At 74.0% G+C, this 20,056-nt stretch carries 16 protein-coding genes; 9 read left to right on the top strand and 7 right to left on the bottom strand.

What is annotated here, in order from left to right; translation table 11 throughout:
• The first annotated feature begins 95 nt into the window (after nucleotides 1–95).
• A complete protein-coding gene (acnA, locus tag ACH443_RS10495) occupies nucleotides 96–2,861 on the top strand; it encodes an aconitate hydratase AcnA (RefSeq protein ID WP_429763728.1) in 2,766 nt (921 codons plus the stop codon).
• A 60-nt stretch (nucleotides 2,862–2,921) separates the two neighbouring features.
• Here acnA and ACH443_RS10500 read toward each other — a convergent pair whose 3' ends face one another.
• On the bottom strand, nucleotides 2,922–3,788 hold the full coding sequence (locus ACH443_RS10500; RefSeq protein ID WP_430590259.1) for an alpha/beta fold hydrolase: 867 nt from the start codon (nucleotides 3,786–3,788) through the stop codon (nucleotides 2,922–2,924).
• 82 nt (nucleotides 3,789–3,870) lie between these two features.
• On the opposite strand from ACH443_RS10500, the gene ACH443_RS10505 reads away from it, so the two are divergent.
• The gene (locus ACH443_RS10505) at nucleotides 3,871–4,572 is read left to right on the top strand and encodes a TetR/AcrR family transcriptional regulator (protein WP_430590260.1); all 702 of its coding nucleotides are present in this window, start codon (nucleotides 3,871–3,873) and stop codon (nucleotides 4,570–4,572) included.
• A gap of 15 nt (nucleotides 4,573–4,587) precedes the next feature.
• On the opposite strand, the gene ACH443_RS10510 is transcribed toward ACH443_RS10505, so the two are convergent.
• Genes ACH443_RS10510 through ACH443_RS10525 form a run of 4 tightly spaced genes read right to left on the bottom strand, consistent with a single transcriptional unit; the run spans nucleotide 4,588 to nucleotide 8,237 of the window.
• Complete coding sequence (locus ACH443_RS10510) at nucleotides 4,588–5,055, bottom strand: DUF1801 domain-containing protein (RefSeq protein WP_430590261.1); 468 nt, start codon at nucleotides 5,053–5,055, stop codon at nucleotides 4,588–4,590.
• Nucleotides 5,056–5,089: 34 nt separating this feature from the next.
• Nucleotides 5,090–6,037, bottom strand: a complete 948-nt coding sequence (locus tag ACH443_RS10515; RefSeq protein ID WP_430590262.1) for an aminoglycoside phosphotransferase family protein — start codon at nucleotides 6,035–6,037, stop codon at nucleotides 5,090–5,092.
• Nucleotides 6,038–6,088: 51 nt separating this feature from the next.
• Nucleotides 6,089–6,781, bottom strand: coding sequence for an NUDIX hydrolase (locus tag ACH443_RS10520; RefSeq protein ID WP_430590263.1), 693 nt, complete (start codon nucleotides 6,779–6,781; stop codon nucleotides 6,089–6,091).
• A gap of 7 nt (nucleotides 6,782–6,788) precedes the next feature.
• On the bottom strand, nucleotides 6,789–8,237 hold the full coding sequence (locus tag ACH443_RS10525; protein ID WP_429763721.1) for a GuaB1 family IMP dehydrogenase-related protein: 1,449 nt from the start codon (nucleotides 8,235–8,237) through the stop codon (nucleotides 6,789–6,791).
• A gap of 194 nt (nucleotides 8,238–8,431) precedes the next feature.
• Here ACH443_RS10525 and dxs point away from each other — a divergent pair, with 194 nt between their 5' ends.
• The 6 genes from dxs to ACH443_RS10555 all read left to right on the top strand — a co-directional run bounded on the left by dxs (nucleotide 8,432) and on the right by ACH443_RS10555 (nucleotide 15,090).
• Complete coding sequence (gene dxs, locus ACH443_RS10530) at nucleotides 8,432–10,318, top strand: 1-deoxy-D-xylulose-5-phosphate synthase (RefSeq protein WP_429763720.1); 1,887 nt, start codon at nucleotides 8,432–8,434, stop codon at nucleotides 10,316–10,318.
• Nucleotides 10,319–10,389: 71 nt separating this feature from the next.
• Nucleotides 10,390–10,704 carry a hypothetical protein gene (locus ACH443_RS10535; RefSeq protein WP_430590264.1) on the top strand — a complete coding sequence of 105 codons (315 nt, stop codon included), beginning with the start codon at nucleotides 10,390–10,392 and terminating at the stop codon, nucleotides 10,702–10,704.
• Entirely contained in the window at nucleotides 10,701–11,054 is a 354-nt protein-coding gene (locus ACH443_RS10540; RefSeq protein ID WP_430590265.1) for an HAD family hydrolase, read from the top strand. Before ACH443_RS10535 ends, ACH443_RS10540 begins: the two co-directional genes overlap by 4 nt.
• A 107-nt stretch (nucleotides 11,055–11,161) precedes the next feature.
• Entirely contained in the window at nucleotides 11,162–13,417 is a 2,256-nt protein-coding gene (gene pflB, locus ACH443_RS10545) for a formate C-acetyltransferase (protein WP_430590266.1), read from the top strand.
• 2 nt (nucleotides 13,418–13,419) lie between these two features.
• Entirely contained in the window at nucleotides 13,420–14,304 is an 885-nt protein-coding gene (gene pflA, locus ACH443_RS10550; protein WP_430590267.1) for a pyruvate formate-lyase-activating protein, read from the top strand.
• An 18-nt stretch (nucleotides 14,305–14,322) separates the two neighbouring features.
• Nucleotides 14,323–15,090: a PIG-L deacetylase family protein gene (locus ACH443_RS10555; protein ID WP_430590268.1), complete on the top strand. Its 768-nt coding sequence runs from the start codon at nucleotides 14,323–14,325 to the stop codon at nucleotides 15,088–15,090.
• A 15-nt stretch (nucleotides 15,091–15,105) separates the two neighbouring features.
• Here ACH443_RS10555 and ACH443_RS10560 read toward each other — a convergent pair whose 3' ends face one another.
• Nucleotides 15,106–16,209, bottom strand: coding sequence for a glutamate--cysteine ligase (locus tag ACH443_RS10560; protein WP_430590269.1), 1,104 nt, complete (start codon nucleotides 16,207–16,209; stop codon nucleotides 15,106–15,108).
• Nucleotides 16,210–16,392: 183 nt separating this feature from the next.
• Between ACH443_RS10560 and ACH443_RS10565 the strand changes: the two genes are divergently transcribed.
• Nucleotides 16,393–17,787, top strand: coding sequence for a pyridoxal phosphate-dependent decarboxylase family protein (locus ACH443_RS10565; protein ID WP_430590270.1), 1,395 nt, complete (start codon nucleotides 16,393–16,395; stop codon nucleotides 17,785–17,787).
• 112 nt (nucleotides 17,788–17,899) lie between these two features.
• Here the strand turns inward: ACH443_RS10565 and ACH443_RS10570 are convergent, their stop codons facing one another.
• A complete protein-coding gene (locus tag ACH443_RS10570) occupies nucleotides 17,900–20,056 on the bottom strand; it encodes a 3-hydroxyacyl-CoA dehydrogenase NAD-binding domain-containing protein (protein ID WP_430590271.1) in 2,157 nt (718 codons plus the stop codon).

Below are 20,056 nucleotides of genomic sequence, written 5' to 3' on the forward strand. Positions count from 1 at the left end.
ACGCTGGGCGGAGCCCCCCAGAACCACGGCGTCGGAACCGTCGCGCCGCAGCGCGCACGGTGCCCTCGCCGGCCAGCCCCGCAGAAGGAGCCGCAGTGAGCAGCGTGGACACGTTCGGATCGAAGGGAACGCTGGAGGTCGGCGGGAAGGCCTACGAGATCTTCCGCCTCTCCGCCGTCGAGGGCGCCGAGCGCCTCCCGTACTCCCTGAAGATCCTCGCCGAGAACCTCCTGCGCACCGAGGACGGCGCCAACATCACGGCCGACCACGTGCGCGCCCTCGCGTCCTGGGACCCGGACGCCCAGCCCGACACGGAGATCCAGTTCACGCCCGCCCGCGTGATCATGCAGGACTTCACCGGCGTGCCCTGCGTCGTCGACCTCGCCACGATGCGCGAGGCCGTCGCGGAGCTCGGCGGCGACCCGAAGCGGATCAACCCGCTCGCCCCCGCCGAGATGGTCATCGACCACTCCGTGCAGATCGACGTCGCCGGCCGTGCGGACGCCTTCGCCCGCAACGTCGAGTTCGAGTACGAGCGCAACCACGAGCGCTACCAGTTCCTGCGCTGGGGCCAGACGGCGTTCGACGACTTCAAGGTCGTCCCGCCGGGCACCGGCATCGTGCACCAGGTCAACATCGAGTACCTGGCGCGCACGATCATGACCCGCGAGGTGGAGGTCGACGGGCAGAGCGTGCTGCGCGCCTACCCCGACACCTGCGTCGGCACCGACTCGCACACCACGATGGTCAACGGCCTCGGCGTGCTGGGCTGGGGCGTCGGCGGCATCGAGGCCGAGGCGGCCATGCTCGGCCAGCCGGTGTCGATGCTCATCCCGCGCGTCGTCGGCTTCAAGCTGTCGGGCTCCATCCCGGCCGGCGTGACCGCCACCGACGTCGTGCTCACGATCACCCAGATGCTGCGCCAGCACGGCGTCGTCGGGAAGTTCGTCGAGTTCTACGGCGCGGGCGTCGCCCAGGTGCCGCTGGCCAACCGCGCCACCATCGGCAACATGAGCCCCGAGTTCGGCTCGACCGCCGCGATCTTCCCGATCGACGACGTCACCCTCGACTACCTGCGCCTCACGGGCCGCAGCGACGAGCAGCTCGCGCTCGTCGAGGCGTACGCCAAGGAGCAGGGCCTGTGGCTCGACCCGAGCTCGGCGTCCTACGTCGAGCCGAAGTTCTCGGAGTACCTCGAGCTGGACCTCGGCACCGTCGTGCCGTCGATCGCCGGCCCGAAGCGCCCGCAGGACCGCATCGAGCTGTCGCACGCCAAGTCGGCGTTCGCCCGCGACCTGCCGGCCTACGCCCCCGAGGTCATCGACTCCGTGGACGAGGCCGAGAAGGAGTCCTTCCCGGCCTCCGACTCGCCGTCCACCCACGCCCAGGTGCGGCGCACCGTGCCGGTGACGGACAGCGAGGGCAAGCAGTTCGACCTGTTCCACGGTGCGGTCGCGATCGCGTCGATCACGTCGTGCACCAACACGTCGAACCCGTCCGTCATGCTCGCCGCGGCGCTCCTGGCCAAGAAGGCCGTGGAGAAGGGCCTCGTGTCGAAGCCCTGGGTCAAGACGTCCATGGCGCCCGGCTCGCAGGTCGTGACGAACTACTACGAGAAGGCCGGCCTCTGGCCCTACCTCGAGAAGCTCGGCTTCCACCTGGTCGGCTACGGCTGCGCCACCTGCATCGGCAACTCCGGCCCGCTGGACGAGAAGATCTCGGAGTCGGTCAACGAGCACGACCTCGCCGTCGTCTCGGTGCTGTCCGGCAACCGGAACTTCGAGGGCCGCATCAACCCCGACGTGAAGATGAACTACCTGGCGTCCCCGCCGCTGGTCATCGCGTACGCGCTCGCGGGCACGATGGAGTTCGACTTCGAGTCCGACCCGCTGGGCCGCGACGAGGCCGGCGACCCGGTGTTCCTGCGGGACATCTGGCCGACGCCGGAGGAGGTCCAGGCCACGATCGACGCCTCGATCGACCGCGACATGTTCACCAAGGACTACGCGGACGTCTTCACCGGCGACGAGCGGTGGCGCGCGCTGGAGACCCCGGAGGGCGACACGTTCTCCTGGGACGGCGAGTCCACCTACGTCCGCAAGCCCCCGTACTTCGAGGGCATGGGCGCCGAGCCGTCGCCGGTCACCGACATCTCCGGCGCCCGCGTGCTGGCGAAGCTGGGCGACTCGGTCACGACCGACCACATCTCGCCCGCCGGCTCCATCAAGGCGGACAGCCCGGCCGGCAAGTACCTGGCCGAGCACGGCGTGGGCCGCCGCGACTTCAACAGCTACGGCTCGCGCCGCGGCAACCACGAGGTCATGATCCGCGGCACGTTCGCGAACATCCGCCTCAAGAACCAGCTGCTCGACGGCGTCGAGGGCGGCTTCACGTTCAACTTCGTGAAGAACGCGCAGGACACCATCTACGACGCGGCGCAGGACTACGCGGCGCAGGGCACCCCGCTGGTCGTGCTCGGCGGCAAGGAGTACGGCTCCGGCTCGTCGCGCGACTGGGCCGCCAAGGGCACCGCGCTGCTGGGTGTCAAGGCCGTCATCACCGAGTCGTTCGAGCGCATCCACCGCTCCAACCTCATCGGCATGGGCGTGCTGCCGCTGCAGTTCCCGGCCGGCGAGAACGCCGAGTCGCTGGGCCTCGACGGCACCGAGACGTTCGACATCGCGGGCATCACCGCGCTGAACGACGGCGCCACCCCGGAGACGGTCAAGGTCACCGCCGCCAAGGCGGACGGCTCGACCGTCGAGTTCGACGCCGTGGTGCGCATCGACACGCCCGGTGAGGCGGACTACTACCGCAACGGCGGCATCCTGCAGTACGTGCTGCGCTCGCTCGTCGCCTGACGGGCCCGCACCGACGGCGCCCCGTCCCTCCCGCGCGGAGGGGCGGGGCGCCGTCGTCCGTCACGGCGTGACGGCGGGCAGGGGCGCCGTGACGTGCGCGACGACGGCCGCCACGACCGCCGGGTCGTCGAGCACCCGGTTGTGGCCGAGGCCGCGGGTGGTGAGGAGCGTGCTGCCCGGCACCGCCGCGTGCAGGAGGGGCGCGCCCGTGGGCAGCGACATGCGGTCGTCGTCGTCCTGGACGAGCAGCGTCGCGACGCGCTCCGGGACGGGGTGCGCGACGAGGTCGATCCGGGAGCGGACGTCGCGCACGCCGCCCGGGAAGGTGCGCTCGACGTGGTCGCAGAACCGGTCGTGCAGCCCGGCGGGCATCCCGACCAGGCGCAGGAACGACTCCGCGATCGCGTCGAAGCCGGTCATCGCGGCCACCGAGACGAAGCGGTCGACGGGCAGTCCGTCGGCGAGGGAGAGCCCGGCCGCGAGGGCGCCCAGGGAGTGCCCGACGACGGCGGTGAACGGCCCCTCGGCGTCGTGCACGGCCCGGATCGCCGCCATGTGCTCGAGGGCTGACATGCGCCGGCCGCTCGACGCGCCGTGGGCGACGCCGTCGAACGACACGACGCCCAGGCCGGCCGCCTCGAGGGACGTGACGAGCCCCGCGAACCGTGAGGCCCGGCTCTTCCAGCCGTGCACGAGGAGCACGGTGGGCGCCCGGGGGTCGCCCCACCGGTAGGTCACGACGCGCTCGCCGTCGACGTGGACCGCGCCCTGGCGGGCGCGGTCGTGCACGGCGCGGTCGGCGGGGCGGACGTCGGCGGGCGGGCCGACGTACCAGAACGCCCGGGCGGCGACCCGGACCGCGAGCGGGGGAGCGACGGCGGACAGCGCGCGCAGGCCGGCGCTGACAGGGGCGGGGACGTAGGGCACGACGACCTCCAGGTGAGGGCCACGAGATATCTGAACGAACGTTCGCACAGTAACACTGAACGAACGGTCGTACACTCATCCCGTGAGCACCGAGACGCCGACCACCCCGACAGGCCGCTCGACCCACGCCCCGACGGGCGACCCGGGCGACGCGCCGACCGACGGCCGCCGCGTGCGTGGGGACCGGTCCCGCCGCGCCGTCCTCGACCTCGCCGTCCAGGACGCGTCGGTCCGCGGGCTCGAGGCCCTCACGCTCGGCTCCCTGGCCGCGCGGCTGCCGGTCAACAAGAGCGGTATCGCAGGCCTGTTCGGCGGCAAGGAGGGCCTGCAGCTCGCGGCCGTGGAGCACGCCCGGGGCATGTTCGTCGAGGCCGTCGTCGAGCCCGCGCGGGTGGCGGGGCCGGGGCTGGCCCGGCTGTGGTCGCTGGTGCGGTGCTGGTCGGACTACTCCCGCCGCCGGGTGTTCGCGGGCGGCTGCTTCTTCCGCACGGTGGAGGTCGAGTTCGACACGCAGGACGGGGTGGTGCGCGACGCGGTCGTCACGGCACACCGCGACTGGACGTCCTACCTGCGCCGGCACGCGGAGCTGGCGGTGGAGGTCGGGGAGCTCGCGGCCGGCACCGACGTCGACCAGCTCGCCTTCGAGATCACGGCGATGCTGAACGCCGCCAACGACGGCTCGCTGCTGCTCGGCGACGACGCCGCCTACGACCGCGCGCTCGCGGCCGTGCGGGGGGCGCTCGTGGCCCGCGGCGCGGACCCGGCGGCCGTCGCCGCGGGCTGACGGCCGTCGGTGGGGTCAGCGCGGCGCCGACGTCGGGTCGCCTCCCTCGCGCGCCCGCAGCCCGTACGTCCCCGTCGTGAGCGTGGCGTAGGACGCGGCGACGATCTCCTCCAGGACGCCGAGGTCCACCTGCGTGAGGTCCTTGAGGTAGAGGCAGCCGACGGCGGTGGTGTGCGGGCCCAGGCGGGCGAGGGCGTCGGCGTGCGCCTCGACGCCGTCGGAGAGGTAGACGACCGACGCCGCCGCCCGCGGGGAGAACCCGGCGGCGGCCGCGTGGCCCGTGCGCCCGCTGGCGTAGGCGTACCGGTCCTCGCCGAACCCCACGATCGAGGTGCCGAACATCCGCGCGGGCTGCCCGGTGGCACGCTCCATCAGCGCGAGCAGCGTCTCCGCGTCCCTCCGGCGGCCGGGGCGCGCGACGGCGGCGACGACCGCGCGCGGGTCGGCGTCGCTCCAGGTGGTCTTCTGCGTGTCGCGGGCCATGCCTCGAGTCTGCCGCAGCGATGCCGTCCGCCGCTCAGGCAGCGCCGTCGAGCAGCGCCGCGAGGGCGTGCCGGCCGATCGGCACCATGCGGGGGTGCTGCTCGGGGTGCGCGAGCATGTTCGTCGCGTACAGCAGCGACCAGCCCGCGGCGCGCGCCCACGTCGCCTCGTCCCAGCCGCCGCCGCCGTTGGCCCGGGCCTGGATCTCGGCCCGGCAGGCGGCCCGGCCCGCGTCGTCGAAGCACAGCCACAGCGACCCCAGGTCGGAGGCGGGGTCGCCGGACGTCACGTCGCCCCAGTCGACGACGGCGGCCAGCCGGTCCGCCCGCCCGCCCGCGCCGGGCGCCACGACGAGGTTCGCGGGGTGCGGGTCGCCGTGCAGCCACACCGGCGGGCCGTCGGACGCGGGGGCGTCCAGCGCACGCTCCCAGACGCGGCGTGCCGCCCCCCGGGCCTCCGCCGGGACCACCGCCAGACGCTCGTCGAGGGCGGCGGGGTCGCGCGCCTCGGCACGCTCGCGCATGGGCACCCCGCGCACCGGGTTCGGCGGCGCGTCCTCCGGGGCGGGGGTGTGCACCGCGGCGAGGAGCCGGCCGAGCGTGCCCGCCCAGGCGGTGCGGGCGGCCACGGACGTCGCCTCCGCGCTCACCCCGTCCGCCCACGGCACGACGTTCCAGGGCCACGGGTAGTCGAGCGCGGTGCTCGGTCGCCCGACACGGACGGGCACGGGCACGACGACGTCGGGCGCCGCCGCGCGGAGCCGGGCGGCCAGCGCGGGGAGCGCCCGCTGCTCGTGCTCGACGAGAGGCGCGGCCAGGGCGCGCCGTGGCAGCCGCACCGCCAGGTCGTCGCCGAGCCGCACCATGACGTTGTCCCAGCCGTGGGCGACGATCTCCAGCGGACGGTCCGCCAGGTCGGGGTGCTGCTCGGCCAGCAGCGCGCGGGTCAGGCGGACGTCGACGTCGATCTCGGCGGCAGGCACCCGGGCATCATCCCAGGCGACGGGGTCGACGACGGCGCGGGCGTCGTCGGCTCAGAGCTCGCGCTCGCGGGAGTGGTCCCACGGCTCGGTCCACCCGAGGCGGTCGAACGCGGCGTCGAGGATCCCCGCGGTGAAGCCCCACACCAGGTGGGGCACGCCCGCGCCGTCGAGCACCTCGAAGCCGGGCCCGCGCCAGGTGCGCCCGGCGCGGTGCAGCACCGTCGTGACCCGGTGCTCCGGGTCCAGCAGGTCGGCGACGGGGGCGCGGAAGACATGCGCCGACTCGGCGACGTCGACCACGCGCACCGGCGTGGGCCGCGCCCACCACCCGAGCACGGGCGTGACCAGGTGGTTGCTCACCGGCATCGGGAGCTGGGCGAGCGTGCCGAGCACCTCGACCCCGGCGGCGTCGAGCCCGGTCTCCTCGACCGCCTCGCGCAGCGCGGCGTCGACGGGGCCCTCGCCGTCCTCCGCGCGCCCGCCGGGGAACGCGACCTGCCCGGCATGCGAACGCAGCGTCGCCGCCCGCTCCAGGAGCAGGACGTCGAGGTCCTGAGCGACGGCGAGAGCCTGGGCGTCGTGGTCGGCGGCGAGGTCGTCGAGCACCCCGAAGAGCACGAGGACGGCCGCGGGGCGCGCGGACGCGGCGTCCAGGTCGCCCCGCGCCAGCCCCCAGTCGGACAGGAAGCGGCGGTCTGCCGCCAGTGCCGCGAGCTGGGCGCGCGCGGCGGCCGTCCCCCTCATGGCCGGCTCACCAGCTCGTGGCGACCGGCATGCCCTCGGCGTAGCCGGCGGCGGACTGCACGCCGACCAGCGCGCGCTCGTGGAACTCCCCGAGCGTGCGCGCCCCGGCGTAGGTGCAGCTGGAGCGCAGGCCCGAGGTGATCTCGTCGAGCAGGTCCTCGACGCCCGGGCGCAGCGGGTCGACGTACATCTTCCCGGTGGAGATGCCCTCCTCGTAGAGGGCCTTGCGCGCGCGGCCGAAGGCGGTGCCCGCCCCGGCGGTGCGCGCCGCCACGGCCCGCGCGGAGGCCATGCCGAACGAGTCCTTGTACAGGCGGCCCGTGCCGTCGTCGTGCAGGTCGCCGGGCGACTCGTACGTGCCGGCGAACCACGAGCCGACCATCACCTGCGACGCGCCGGCGGCCAGCGCCAGCGCGACGTCGCGGGGGTGGCGCACGCCGCCGTCGGCCCACACGTGCTTGCCGAGCTCGCGCGCTGCAGCCGCGCACTCGAGCACGGCGGAGAACTGCGGGCGGCCCACGGCGGTCTGCATGCGCGTGGTGCACATCGCGCCCGGCCCGACGCCGACCTTGAGGATGTCGGCGCCCGCGGCGACGAGGTCGCGCACGCCGGCGGCGGTCACGACGTTGCCGGCCACGACCGGCACCTGCGGGTCGACGGAGCGCACGGCCTCGAGGGCCTGCAGCATCTTCGACTGGTGACCGTGCGCGGTGTCGACGACGAGCACGTCCACCCCCGCGTCGAGCAGCTCGCGGGTCTTGGCGGCCACGTCGCCGTTGATGCCGACGGCCGCGCCGATCCGCAGCCGGCCGGCGGCGTCGAGCGCGGGCCGGTACACGGACGAGCGCACGGCGCCCTTGCGGGTGAGGACGCCCGCAAGGACGCCGTCGCGCACGACGGGCGCGAGGTGGATCTTGGCGGCGTGCATGCGCTCGAACGTGGCTTCGAGCCCCTCGGCGTCGATCGCCGCGGCGTCGAGCGCGACGACGTCGTCCGACATCACCTGGTGCACCTGGGCGAACCGGTCGACGGCGGCGCAGTCGCCCTCCGTGACGACGCCCACGGGCTTGCCGTCGGCCACCACGACCGCCGCGCCGTGCGCGCGCTTGCCCAGCAGCGTCAGCACCGTGGAGACGGTGTCCGTGGGCGCCACGACGACGGGCGTCTCGATGACCGGGTCCTTGGACTTCACGTCGGCCACGACGTCGGCGACGACGTCGACCGGGATGTCCTGCGGGATGATCGCGATGCCGCCGCGGCGGGCGACCGTCTCGGACATCCGGCGGCCCGCGACGGCCGTCATGTTCGCCACGACGACCGGGATCGTCGTCCCCGTGCCGTCGTCGGTGGAGAGGTCGACGTCGAAGCGGCTGGTCACGTCCGAGCGGGACGGGACCATGAAGACGTCGCCGTAGGTGAGGTCGGTGGTGGGCTGCTGCCCGTCGAGAAAGCGCACAGGTGTCCCCTGAGAGGTGTGTCGGGAGAGGACGAGCTTCCTGGGTCGTCCCTCTGCCGAACGCTCGCCGGCGGTCACGTGTTCCCGTCGGCAGGGTCGAAACTACCCCGTGCGGCGCCGGTACGTGGGGCGCGACGGTTCGTGGGACGCTGCGGACCGCCTATTGTGGTGTGGCTATGAACGGGGAGGAACGCATGAGCCTGCTGAGCACCATCGGCTCGCCCGAGGACGTCCGCCGGCTCTCGCCGGAGCAGACGACGCGGCTCGCGGCGGAGATCCGGGCCTTCCTGGTCGACCAGGTGTCGCGCACCGGAGGGCATCTGGGGCCGAACCTGGGCGTCGTCGAGCTGACGATCGCGCTGCACCGCGTCTTCGCCTCCCCGCGGGACACCCTCGTGTTCGACACGGGCCACCAGGCGTACGTGCACAAGCTCCTCACGGGCCGGCAGGACTTCTCCGCGCTGCGCAAGGCGGGCGGCATGTCCGGCTACCCCTCGCGCGCCGAGTCCGAGCACGACGTCGTCGAGAACTCGCACGCCTCCACCGCGCTGTCGTGGGCCGACGGCGTGGCCAAGGCCAACGCCGTGCAGGGGCACCCGGAGCGGCACGTCGCCGCCGTCATCGGCGACGGCGCGCTCACGGGCGGCATGGCCTGGGAGGCGCTGAACAACATCGCGGCGTCGCAGGACCGCCGGCTCGTCATCGTCGTCAACGACAACGGGCGCTCCTACTCGCCGACGATCGGCGGCGTGGCCAACCACCTCGACACCCTGCGGACCACCCGCGGCTACGAGGCGTTCCTGTCGTGGGGCAAGCGCACGCTGCACCGCACGGGCGCGCCCGGCCGCTTCGCGTACGACTGGCTGCACGGGCTGAAGAAGGGCATCAAGGACGTCGTCGCGCCGCAGGGCATGTTCGAGGACCTCGGCCTGAAGTACGTCGGCCCGGTCGACGGGCACGACGTCGCGGCGATGGAGCAGGCGCTGCGCCGGGCCAAGGCCTACGGCGGGCCCGTGATCGTGCACGCCATCACCGAGAAGGGTCGCGGCTACACCCCGGCCGAGCAGGACGTCGCCGACCGTTTCCACGCCGTCGGTCAGATCCACCCCGAGACCGGCCTGCCCGTCGCGCCGTCGCGGTTCGGCTGGACCAAGGTCTTCGCCGACGAGATCGTGAAGATCGGCCGCGACCGGCCCGACGTCGTCGCCATCACCGCGGCGATGCTGCACCCGGTGGGTCTGGCGCCGTTCGCGCAGGAGTTCCCGGACCGCACCTTCGACGTGGGCATCGCCGAGCAGCACGCCGCGACCTCGGCGGCCGGCATGGCCTTCGCCGGGCTGCACCCGGTGGTCGCCGTCTACGCCACGTTCCTCAACCGCGCCTTCGACCAGGTGCTCATGGACGCCGCGCTGCACCGGGCGGGCGTGACGTTCGTGCTCGACCGGGCCGGGATCACCGGCGACGACGGGGCCAGCCACAACGGCATGTGGGACATGGCGATGCTGCGCATCGTCCCCGGGCTGCGGCTCGCCGCCCCCCGCGACGAGCCCACCCTGCGCGCAGCCCTGCGCGCGGCGGTGGACGTCGACGACGCGCCGACCGTCGTGCGCTACCCCAAGGGCGCGCTCTCCGACCCGCTCCCGGCCCTCGAGTCGCTCGACGGTGTCGATGTGGTGGCCCGGCACCCGTCCGCCCCCGGCGCGGACGGACGCAAGGTCCTCGTCGTGGGCGTGGGCTCGATGGTGGGCACGGCGCTCGCGGCGGGCGAGTCCCTGGCCGCGCACGGCCTGGCGGTCGACGTCGTCGCGCCGACGTGGGTGCTGCCGGTGCCCGAGGCGCTGGTGAAGCTGTCCGGCGAGCACGACCTCGTGCTCACGATCGAGGACGGCGTCGTCGACGGCGGCGTCGGCGCCATGACCGCCCAGCGGGCGGGGGAGCAGGGCGTGCGCACGCCGTTCGTGCACGTCGGCCTCCCGGTGGCCTTCCTCGACCACGCGAGCCGCGACCAGATCCTCGGCCAGCAGCGGATGCGGGCCGAGGACGCCGTGCGGGACACCCTCGCCGTGCTCGCCCGGGACTGACGCCACCCGCCACGGGGCCCGCGCGGCGAGACGGCCGGGTGCGACCGCGCCCCGGCCGTTAGCCTCCCGTCATGATCTGGCTCCTCGACCTCGACAACACCCTGGTGGGCCGCGCCGAGGCGTTCGAGGCGTGGGCGTCGGGCGAGGTCGACAGGGCCGGGCTGGGTCCCGCCGAGCTGGGCGCGATCCTCGCCGCAGACGAGGGCGGGCACGGCTCCAAGGAGGCGCTCGCGCGGGTGCTGATCGACCGCCTCGGCTGGGACGACGACGTCCCCGCCGCGATCCGGCGGTTCCGCGCCGGCATCCTCGACGGCGTCCGGGTGTACGACGGGTCCTCCCCGCCCTCGACGCGCTGCGTGGCGCGGGTCACCGGGTCGCCGTCGTGACCAACGGGACGTCGGCCCAGCAGCGCGGCAAGATCGCGCGCTGCGGCCTCGGCGACCACGTCGACGCCGTCGTGGTGTCCGAGGAGGAAGGTGTCGCCAAGCCCGACCCGCGCCTGCTCGAGATCGCCCTCGAGCGACTGGGTGCGGCGGACGCGGACCGGCGCCAGGTCTGGATGGTCGGCGACGCCGGGCACGCCGACGTCGCGGCCGGGCGCGCGGCGGGCACGCGCACGGCGTGGGTCTCCCACGGTCGGTCGTGGGACGGGCCGGACCGGCCCGACGTCGTCGCGCCGACGACCCGCGCGGCCCTCGCGCTCGCGACGTCCCCTCCCGCCCTCGTCCTGGACTGAACCCGCGACCGGTTCGGCGGTGTCTGCGACGTCACAGCCGCTCGGCATCGCTTGTGAAGATGTTCACGAATAGGCTGTGGTCATACCTCAGAAGGAGGGGGCTCCCTATGACCACCGACGCGGCACCCACCACGACCACCGCCTGGACGGGCTTCACCCCGGGACCGTGGTGCGACGGCATCGACGTGCGCGACTTCATCCAGCGCAACTACACCCCGTACACGGGGGGCGACGGGTTCCTCGCGGGACCGACGGCGCGCACCACGGCGGTGTGGGAGCAGCTCTCGGCGATGTTCCCGGCCGAGCGCGAGAAGGGTGTCTACGACGTCGACGCGCACACGCCGGCGGGCATCACCGCGCACGGGCCGGGCTACATCGACCGGGACGCGGAGCTGATCGTCGGCCTGCAGACCGATGCCCCGCTCAAGCGCGCGATCATGCCGAACGGCGGCTGGCGCATGGTCGAGGGTGCGCTGAAGACCTACGGCTACCCGGTGGACGAGGACCTCAAGAAGGTCTTCTCCGAGTACCGCAAGACGCACAACCAGGGCGTCTTCGACGTCTACCCGCCGAACGTCCGCGCCGCCCGCAGCTCGCACGTCATCACCGGCCTGCCGGACGCCTACGGGCGCGGACGCATCATCGGCGACTACCGCCGCGTGGCCCTGTACGGCGTCGACCAGCTGGTCGCCGCGAAGAAGGTCGACAAGCTCGGCCTCGACGTCCAGCCGTTCAGCGAGTCCGTCGTGCGCGAGCGCGAGGAGCACGCGGAGCAGATCCGCGCGCTGGGCGAGCTCAAGGAGATGGCCGCGTCGTACGGGTACGACATCTCGGGCCCGGCGACGACGGCGCGCGAGGCCGTGCAGTGGCTCTACTTCGGCTACCTCGCCGCGGTGAAGGAGCAGAACGGCGCCGCGATGTCGCTCGGCCGCACGTCGACCTTCCTCGACGTCTACATCGAGCGCGACCTGGCCGCCGGGCGGCTCACCGAGCCCGAGGCGCAGGAGATCGTCGACGACTTCGTCATCAAGCTGCGGATCGTGCGCTTCCTGCGCACCCCCGAGTACGACGCGCTGTTCTCCGGCGACCCGACCTGGGTCACCGAGACCATCGGCGGGATGGGCGAGGACGGCCGGCCCCTCGTCACGAAGAACTCGTTCCGCTTCCTGCAGACCCTGTACAACCTGGGCCCGGCGCCCGAGCCGAACATGACGGTCTTCTGGAGCCCTCGGCTGCCCGCGGGGTTCAAGGAGTTCTGCGCCAAGGTGTCGATCGACACGTCCGCGGTGCAGTACGAGTCGGACGAGCAGATCCGCCCCGCGTGGGGCGACGACGCCGCCATCGCGTGCTGCGTCTCGCCGATGGCCGTCGGCAAGCAGATGCAGTTCTTCGGCGCCCGCGTGAACCTCGCCAAGGCGCTGCTGTACGCGATCAACGGCGGCAGGGACGAGGTCACCGGGAAGCAGGTCTCGCCGGCGTTCCCCGCCGTCGCGCCGGGGCTGCCGCTGGACTACGACGACGTGCGCGCCCGCTTCGACCGCACCATGGACTGGCTCGCCGAGACGTACGTCGAGGCGCTGAACTGCATCCACTGGTCGCACGACAAGTACGCGTACGAGCGGCTCGAGATGGCCCTCCACGACAAGGACGTGCTGCGCACCATGGCCTGCGGCATCGCCGGCCTGTCCGTCGCGGCGGACTCCCTCTCGGCCATCCGGTACGCCACCGTCACCCCGGTGACCGACGAGCGCGGCATCGTCGTCGACTACGAGACGGACGGCGACTGGCCCGCCTACGGCAACGACGACGACCGCGTCGACGCCATCGCCGTCGAGCTGGTCGAGTCGTTCATGGCGAAGATCCGCAGCCACCGGATGTACCGCGACGCGGTGCCCACGCAGTCGGTGCTGACGATCACGTCCAACGTGGTCTACGGCAAGGCGACCGGGAACACGCCGGACGGCCGCCGCGCGGGGGAGCCCTTCTCGCCCGGCGCCAACCCGATGAACGGCCGCGACACGCACGGCATGCTCGCCTCGGCGCTGTCCGTCGCGAAGCTGCCCTACGACCAGGCGCAGGACGGGATCTCGCTGACCAACACCGTCGTGCCGTCCGGCCTCGGCCGCACCCGCGAGGAGCAGGTCGCGAACCTCGCCGGCCTGCTCGACGCCTCGGTGGGCGCCGACGGCTACCACATGAACGTCAACGTCCTCGTGCGCGAGACGCTCGAGGACGCGATGGAGCACCCGGAGAAGTACCCGCAGCTCACGATCCGCGTCTCCGGCTACGCGGTGAACTTCGTGCGGCTGACCCGCGAGCAGCAGCTCGACGTGCTGTCGCGGACCTTCCACGGGGGGCTCTGACCATGACTGCCGGCCCGGCGTTGCTGGACGCCCCCTCCCGGCGCCGGGCCGGCGCCGGCCTCGGGGGAATCAGGTCCGTGGGGAGCGAGACCGTGGACACCGCCGAGGTGGGCCGCTCCGACCGCCTGGCACTGATGCGCTCGGGGGAGCTCGGCTCGGTGCACTCCTGGGAGCTCGTGACCGCCGTCGACGGCCCGGGGACGCGGCTGACGGTGTTCCTCAGCGGCTGCCCGCTGCGCTGCCTGTACTGCCACAACCCCGACACCCTGGCGATGAAGGACGGCGAGCCCGTCCTCGCCGAGGACCTGCTGGCCCGCGTGGCGCGCTACCGCGGCATCTTCTCCGCGACGGGCGGCGGCGTCACGCTCTCGGGCGGCGAGGTGCTCATGCAGCCCGCGTTCGCCGCGCGGGTCCTGCGCGGGGCGAAGGAGCTCGGGGTGCACACGACCCTCGACACCTCGGGCTTCCTCGGCGCCAACGCGACCGACGCGATGCTCCACGACACGGACCTGGTGCTGCTCGACATCAAGGCGGGCGACGAGGAGACCTACCGGCGGGTGACGGGACGCTCCCTGGCACCCACGCTCCGCTTCGGCCGCCGCCTCGCCGAGCGCGGCGTCACGGTCTGGGTGCGGTTCGTCCTCGTGCCCGGCCTCACCGACGACCCGGAGAACGTCGCCGCCGTCGCCCGGCACGCGGCGGACATCGAGGCCGTCCGCCCCGGCACGGTCGAGCGCGTCGAGGTGCTGCCGTTCCACCAGATGGCCCGCGACAAGTGGGCCGAGCTCGGGCGCACCTACGAGCTCGACGGCACCGAGCCGCCGACGCCGGAGGCGACCGAGGCCGTGCGCGACGTCTTCCGCGCCCACGGGCTGACGACGTACTGAGTCGCTAGCGTGGTCGGCATGGCGACGACACCCGACCGTGCCGACGAGGACGCCCCGCTGCGCCCCCTCGACGAGACCTGGACGACGGCGCTCGCGGTGGTGGCGCACCCCGACGACATGGAGTTCGGCGCGGCCGCGGCCGTCGCCCGCTGGACGGGCCAGGGCAAGCGGGTCGTCTACAGCATGGTGACCAGCGGCGAGGCCGGGATCGACGGCATGCACCCCGACGAGGCGCGCCGGGTGCGCGAGGCCGAGCAGATCGCCTCCGCGAGGGCCGTCGGCGTCGAGGAGGTCGAGTTCCTCGGGTTCGCCGACGGGGTGATCGAGTACGGCCTGCCGCTGCGCCGGGCGATCGCGGGCGCCGTGCGCCGGCACCGGCCGGAGGTCGTCATCACCGGCAACTACCGCGAGACCTTCCCCGGCGGGATGCTCAACCAGGCCGACCACGTCGCGACCGGGCGCGCCGTCGTCGACGCGGTGCGCGACGCCGGCAACCGGTGGGTCTTCACCGACCAGCTCGAGGCCGAGGGGTTCCAGCCGTGGGGCGGCGTGCGTCAGGTGTGGGTCGCCGGGTCGCCCGACGCGGGACACGCGGTCGACGTCACCGACACGTTCGACGCCGGCGTCGCGTCGCTGCGGGCCCACGCCGCCTACCTGGACGGTCTCGGGTGGGAGCACTTCGACCCGGCCGAGTTCCTCGCCCGGATGACGTCGGCCACGGGGCCGCGCCTCGGCGTGCAGCACGCGACCCCGTTCGAGGTGCTCCGCATGGGCTGGGACGACTGACGCGAGACCGCACGCTCAGGCGTGGGTGACCTCGACGGCGCGGTCCACGACGGCGCGCAGGTCGCCCGACTCCGCGTGCCACGCGCGCTGCCGTGCTGCACCGCCGCCCCCGGCCCACAGCCGTCCGAGAAGCTCGGTGACCGCGTCCAGGTCGCCGTCGTCGGCGAGCGCCTCGCGCACGTGCGCCACGAGCTGCCCGACGACGTCGTGCGCGGGGGCGGGCTGCCACGTGTGCGGCGACAACAGCTCCGTCGACAGCCCCGAGCGACCTGCGCGCCACGAGGCGGTGCGCAGCAGCTCGGGCCGCAGCAGCGGCGCGGCAAGCCCCTCCGAGGCCTCGCGAGCCGCCGTCTCGACCAGTCCGCGGGCGAGGGCGCCCAGCAGGGTGGCCGTGTCGGCGTCGAGGCAGACGTCGGCGACGCGGATCTCGACGGTGGGGTAGCGGGAGGAGAGCCGGGCGTCGAAGTACACCATGTTCTGGTCGAGGATCGTCCCGGTGGCGACGAGGTCGTCGACCGCCTGCCGGTAGCCCTCCGGCGACCCGAAGGAACGGGCCGGCCCGGACGTGGGCCAGCGCGCCCACACCTGGGAGCGGTAGCTGGCGAAGCCGGAGTCCTCGCCCTGCCAGAAGGGCGAGTTCGCGCTCAGCGCGAGCAGCACGGACAGCCACGGCCCGATGCGGTCGAGGACGGCCACGCCCTCGGCGTCGTCGGCCACGGCGACGTGCACGTGGCAGCCGCTGGTGAGCTGCTCGCGGGCCGTGAGGCCGAACGCCGCCCGCGCCTCCAGGTAGCGCAGCCGCGCCACCGTCGTGCCCTCGAACGGCCACGGGGACGTGGCCAGCGCCGCGACGCGCACCCCGACCCGGTCGGCCGCCGCCTGGGCGCGCTGCCGGCCCGCGCGGACCTCCGCGGCGAGGTCGGTGAGCTCGTGGCGCGGGTGGGTCGCCGTCTCGAGCTGTTCCTCCATGAACTCGGTCTCGAGCGCGCCTCCGCCGGTCTCGGGGGACCTCGTCAGGTCGACGCCGGAGGCGTCGAGCGCCTCGCTGGCCCGTGCGACCGGCCGTCCGTCGTCCCCGACCAGCAGGAACTCCTCCTCGATACCCATGGTCCGCTTCATGCGGGGAAGTCTCACACGCGTGCGTGATCGTCGCGCACTTCCGCCGGCCCCCGGGACTTCGCGGCGAGGACGTCCCGGGCGTCGGGCGCTGCCCTCCCTCCTACCGAGGCGTCGTCCCGCCCCGTGATATTCCCCTCGGTATCCTGGCGGCGGCACCGAGGCCGGTCGCGAAGGAGCACCCGGATGACGGTCAGAGGCAAGGACTTCGACGGCGCGCTCGACCGCGCCGTGCACCACGCGCGCGCCTGGCTCGACGACGTGGGGGAGCGGCCCGTCCCGCCGCGCGCCGACGCGGACGCCGTCGGGCGGACGTTGCCCGGGCCGCTGCCCGATCAGGGGCTCGCGCCGGCGGGCGTGGTCGACGAGCTCGCCGCCCGGGTCGAGCCCGGCCTGATGGCGATCGGGTCGGGCCGGTTCTTCGGCTGGGTCATGGGCGGCACCCTGCCCGCGGCGCTGGGCGCCGACTGGCTCGTGAGCGCCTGGGACCAGAACGCGGGGATGCGGTTCTCCACGCCGGGCGTCGTCGCGGTCGAGGAGGAGGCGGGACGGTGGGTGCTCGACGCGCTCGGCCTGCCCGCGGGCTCCGACGTGGGCTTCGTGACCGGCGCGACGACGGCGAACCTCACCGGGCTGGCCGCGGCGCGCGGTGCGGTGCTCGCCCGCGCGGGGTGGGACGTCCACGAGCGGGGCCTGACGGGCGGCCCTCCGGTGCGCGTGCTGGTCGGTGCCGAGCGCCACGACTCCGTCGATCTCGCGCTGCGCTACCTCGGGCTCGGCGCCCCGACGGAGGTGGCGGCCGACGACCAGGGCCGGCTGCGCACGGACTCCCTCGCCGCCGCGCTCGCCGAGGGGTCGCCCGGGACGCCGACGATCGTGGCCCTGCAGGCCGGCAACGTGCACTCCGGGTCCTTCGACCCCTTCGCGGAGGCGATCCCGCTCGCGCACGACCACGGCGCCTGGGTGCACGTCGACGGCGCGTTCGGCCTCTGGGCGGCGGCGACACCCGGCCTCGCTCACCTCGTGCGTGGGATCGAGGGCGCCGACTCCTGGGCGACCGACGCGCACAAGACCCTGAACGTGCCTTACGACTGCGGCGTCGCCGTCGTGGCTGATCCCGCCTCCGTGCGCGCGGCGTTCGGCGTGCACACGGCCTACCTCGTGGACGCGCCCGGCCCCGGCAACCCCTACGACAAGGCGCCCGAGCTCTCGCGGCGTGCCCGCGGCGTCCCCACCTGGGCCGCGCTGCGTTCGTTGGGGCGGGAGGGGTTGGCCGGGCTCGTCGGAGGGCTGGCGGATCGCGCCCGGGCGATCGCCGAGGGCGTGGCACGCATCGACGGCGTGCGGGTGGTCAACGACGTCGTCTACACCCAGGTGTGCCTCGCGCTGGACGACGACGCCCTGACGCGGGCGGCCGGCGTGCGGCTCCTCGCCGACGGCGAGACATGGATCTCCGGCTCCCGGTGGCGCGGCCAGGACGTCCTGCGGGTCTCGGTGAGCAACTGGTCCACGGACGAGGACGACGTCGCGAGGACGGTCGAGGCGGTCCGGCGCGCGGTCCGAGGCCCGGCCTCGTCGTAGTCCACGGCGCAGGTCTGCGGGTCGAGGCACGCTCCGGTGGCCCGGTCCCGACGAGGGACCGGGCCACCGGAGCGTCCTGAGCCGTGGGGCTCGGGTCTCCGAGGAGGGCGTGTCAGGCGACGGCCTCGGGGACGTTCGCGGCGCCGTCGGGCAGGATCCGGCGGCCCAGGACCTTCACCGAGTACCCGGCGCGGTCGAGGTACGGCGTGATGCCGCCGGTGTGGAAGCCCCACCCGGCGCCGAGGATCATGCACAGGTCGATCTGCTGCGGCCCGGCGACCACGCCCTCGTCGAGCATGTGGCCGATCTCGACCGTCAGCGCCGTGAGCACGGAGTCCAGCACGCCCGCGGCGTCGAGCACCGGGGTGCCGTGCCGGCCCTGCTCGCCTGCCGGGAGCGCCTCGCCGAAGACGGCCTGGATCGCCGGGTCGACCGGCTTGGGCAGCCCGGGGGCCGGACGGTCGAGCACGACGCGCGTGCCGTCGGCGACGAGCTTCTCCAGGCCGGGGGAGGTCGGGAACCGGTCGCCCAGGTCCTCGCGCAGCGAGGTGAGCACGTGCAGGCCGACGGCCGGGCCGACGAGGTCGAAGAGCTCGAAGGTCGGCATCGGGAAGCCCAGCGGCGCCAGCGCGGTGTCGGCCACCTCGACGGACGTGCCGTTCTCGATGGCCTCGACGACCTTGCCCATGACGAGCACGAGCAGCCGGTTGACGACGAAGCCGGGCCGGTCGGCCACGAGCACCGCCGTCTTGCGCAGCTTCTTCGTGATGGCGAACGCCGTGGCCAGCGCCTCGTCGGAGGTCCGCTCGGCCTTGACGACCTCGACCAGCGGCATCTGGGCCACGGGGTTGAAGAAGTGGATGCCCACGACCCGCTCGGGGTGCTGGAGGTCGGCCGCCATCTCGGTGACCGACAGCGCGCTGGTGTTCGTCGCGAGGATCGTGTCCTCGCGGACGATGCCCTCGAGCTCGGCGAAGACCTTCTTCTTGAGGCCCATGACCTCGGTGACGGCCTCGACCACCACGTCGCAGGTGGCGAACTCGCCGATGTCGGTGGTGCCGTGCACGCTCGCGACGATGCGCGCGGCGGCCTCGGGCGCCATCCGTCCGCGGCCGACGAGCTTCTCGACCGTGGACCGGACGAAGCCGAGGCCCTTGTCGACCCGCTCCTGGTCCAGGTCGCGCATGACGACGGGTACGCCGAGGCGCTGCGCGACGAGCAGGGCGATCTGCGCGGCCATGAGGCCGGCGCCGACGATGCCGACCCGGGTGACCGGTCGGGCGAGGCTCTTGTCCGGGGCGCCGACGGGCTTCTTGCCGCCCGAGACGAGCTGGAAGGCGTAGACGCTGGCGCGCATCTCGTCGGACATGATGAGGTCGGCCAGCGCCCGGTCCTCGGCCGCGAAGGCCTCCTCGCGGGTGGCCGTGCGGGCCGCCGCGAGCAGGTCCAGGGCGCGGTACGGCGCCGGGCGAGAGCCCGCGACGACGGCGTCGAGCCGCTGGCGCGTGGCCGCGACGACGGCGTCCCACACCGGCTGCGGGTCGAGCTCGCGGCGGGGAACCTCGACGTCGCCGCGCAGCACCCGCGACGCCCACAGGATCGACTGCTCGAGGAAGTCGGCCGGCTCGAGGAGCTGGTCCACCAGGCCGATCTGCGCGGCCTCGGCCGCCTTGAACGGCTTCTGCGTCGCGGGGCGCGTGAGGATGACGTCGACGGCCTTCTCGATGCCCACGAGGCGCGGCACGAGGTAGGCGCCGCCCCAGCCCGGGATGAGGCCGAGGCCGGTCTCGGGCAGGCCGAGCGCGGGGGCGTCGGACGACACCGTGCGGTAGTCGCAGTTGAGCGCGACCTCGAGGCCGCCGCCGAGCGCCAGCCCGTTGACGAACGCGAACGTGGGCACGCCCATCGTGTGCAGCAGCTCGTAGGCGGCGTGGCCGGACCGGCCCAGCTCGAGCGCCTGCTCGTGCGAGGTGACGGTGGAGACCTGCAGCAGGTCGGCGCCCGCGGCGAGGAAGTACGGCTTGCCGGTGACGGCGACGGCGGCGATCTCCCCGCGGCCCGCGCGCTCCTGCAGCGCGGTCAGCGCCGCGGTGAGCTCGGCCATGCCCTCGGGGCCCAGGGTGTTGGGCTTGGTGTGGTCGAGGCCGTTGTCCAGCGTGACGAGCGCGAGGGTGCCCGCGCCGCCCGGGAGCTCGACGTCCCGGACGAGGGAGTGCGTGACGCGCTCGGCGCGGACGCCGGAGGTGTTCTCGGTCGTGTTCGAGGGCAT

It is taken from the genome of Isoptericola sp. NPDC019571 (assembly GCF_044389385.1).
In the GTDB taxonomy this organism is placed as follows: domain Bacteria; phylum Actinomycetota; class Actinomycetes; order Actinomycetales; family Cellulomonadaceae; genus Isoptericola; species Isoptericola nanjingensis.

What these genes read in the sequence shown, in the direction of transcription:
- ACH443_RS10510 (WP_430590261.1), bottom strand. Translation starts at nt 5,055, where the DNA reads ATGGCCCGCGACACGCAGAAGACCACCTGGAGCGACGCCGACCCGCGC.
- ACH443_RS10520 (WP_430590263.1), bottom strand. Translation starts at nt 6,781, where the DNA reads ATGAGGGGGACGGCCGCCGCGCGCGCCCAGCTCGCGGCACTGGCGGCA.
- dxs (WP_429763720.1), top strand. Translation starts at nt 8,432, where the DNA reads ATGAGCCTGCTGAGCACCATCGGCTCGCCCGAGGACGTCCGCCGGCTC.
- ACH443_RS10535 (WP_430590264.1), top strand. Translation starts at nt 10,390, where the DNA reads ATGATCTGGCTCCTCGACCTCGACAACACCCTGGTGGGCCGCGCCGAG.
- pflB (WP_430590266.1), top strand. Translation starts at nt 11,162, where the DNA reads ATGACCACCGACGCGGCACCCACCACGACCACCGCCTGGACGGGCTTC.
- pflA (WP_430590267.1), top strand. Translation starts at nt 13,420, where the DNA reads ATGACTGCCGGCCCGGCGTTGCTGGACGCCCCCTCCCGGCGCCGGGCC.
- ACH443_RS10555 (WP_430590268.1), top strand. Translation starts at nt 14,323, where the DNA reads ATGGCGACGACACCCGACCGTGCCGACGAGGACGCCCCGCTGCGCCCC.
- ACH443_RS10560 (WP_430590269.1), bottom strand. Translation starts at nt 16,209, where the DNA reads ATGAAGCGGACCATGGGTATCGAGGAGGAGTTCCTGCTGGTCGGGGAC.
- ACH443_RS10565 (WP_430590270.1), top strand. Translation starts at nt 16,393, where the DNA reads ATGACGGTCAGAGGCAAGGACTTCGACGGCGCGCTCGACCGCGCCGTG.
- ACH443_RS10570 (WP_430590271.1), bottom strand. Translation starts at nt 20,056, where the DNA reads ATGCCCTCGAACACGACCGAGAACACCTCCGGCGTCCGCGCCGAGCGC.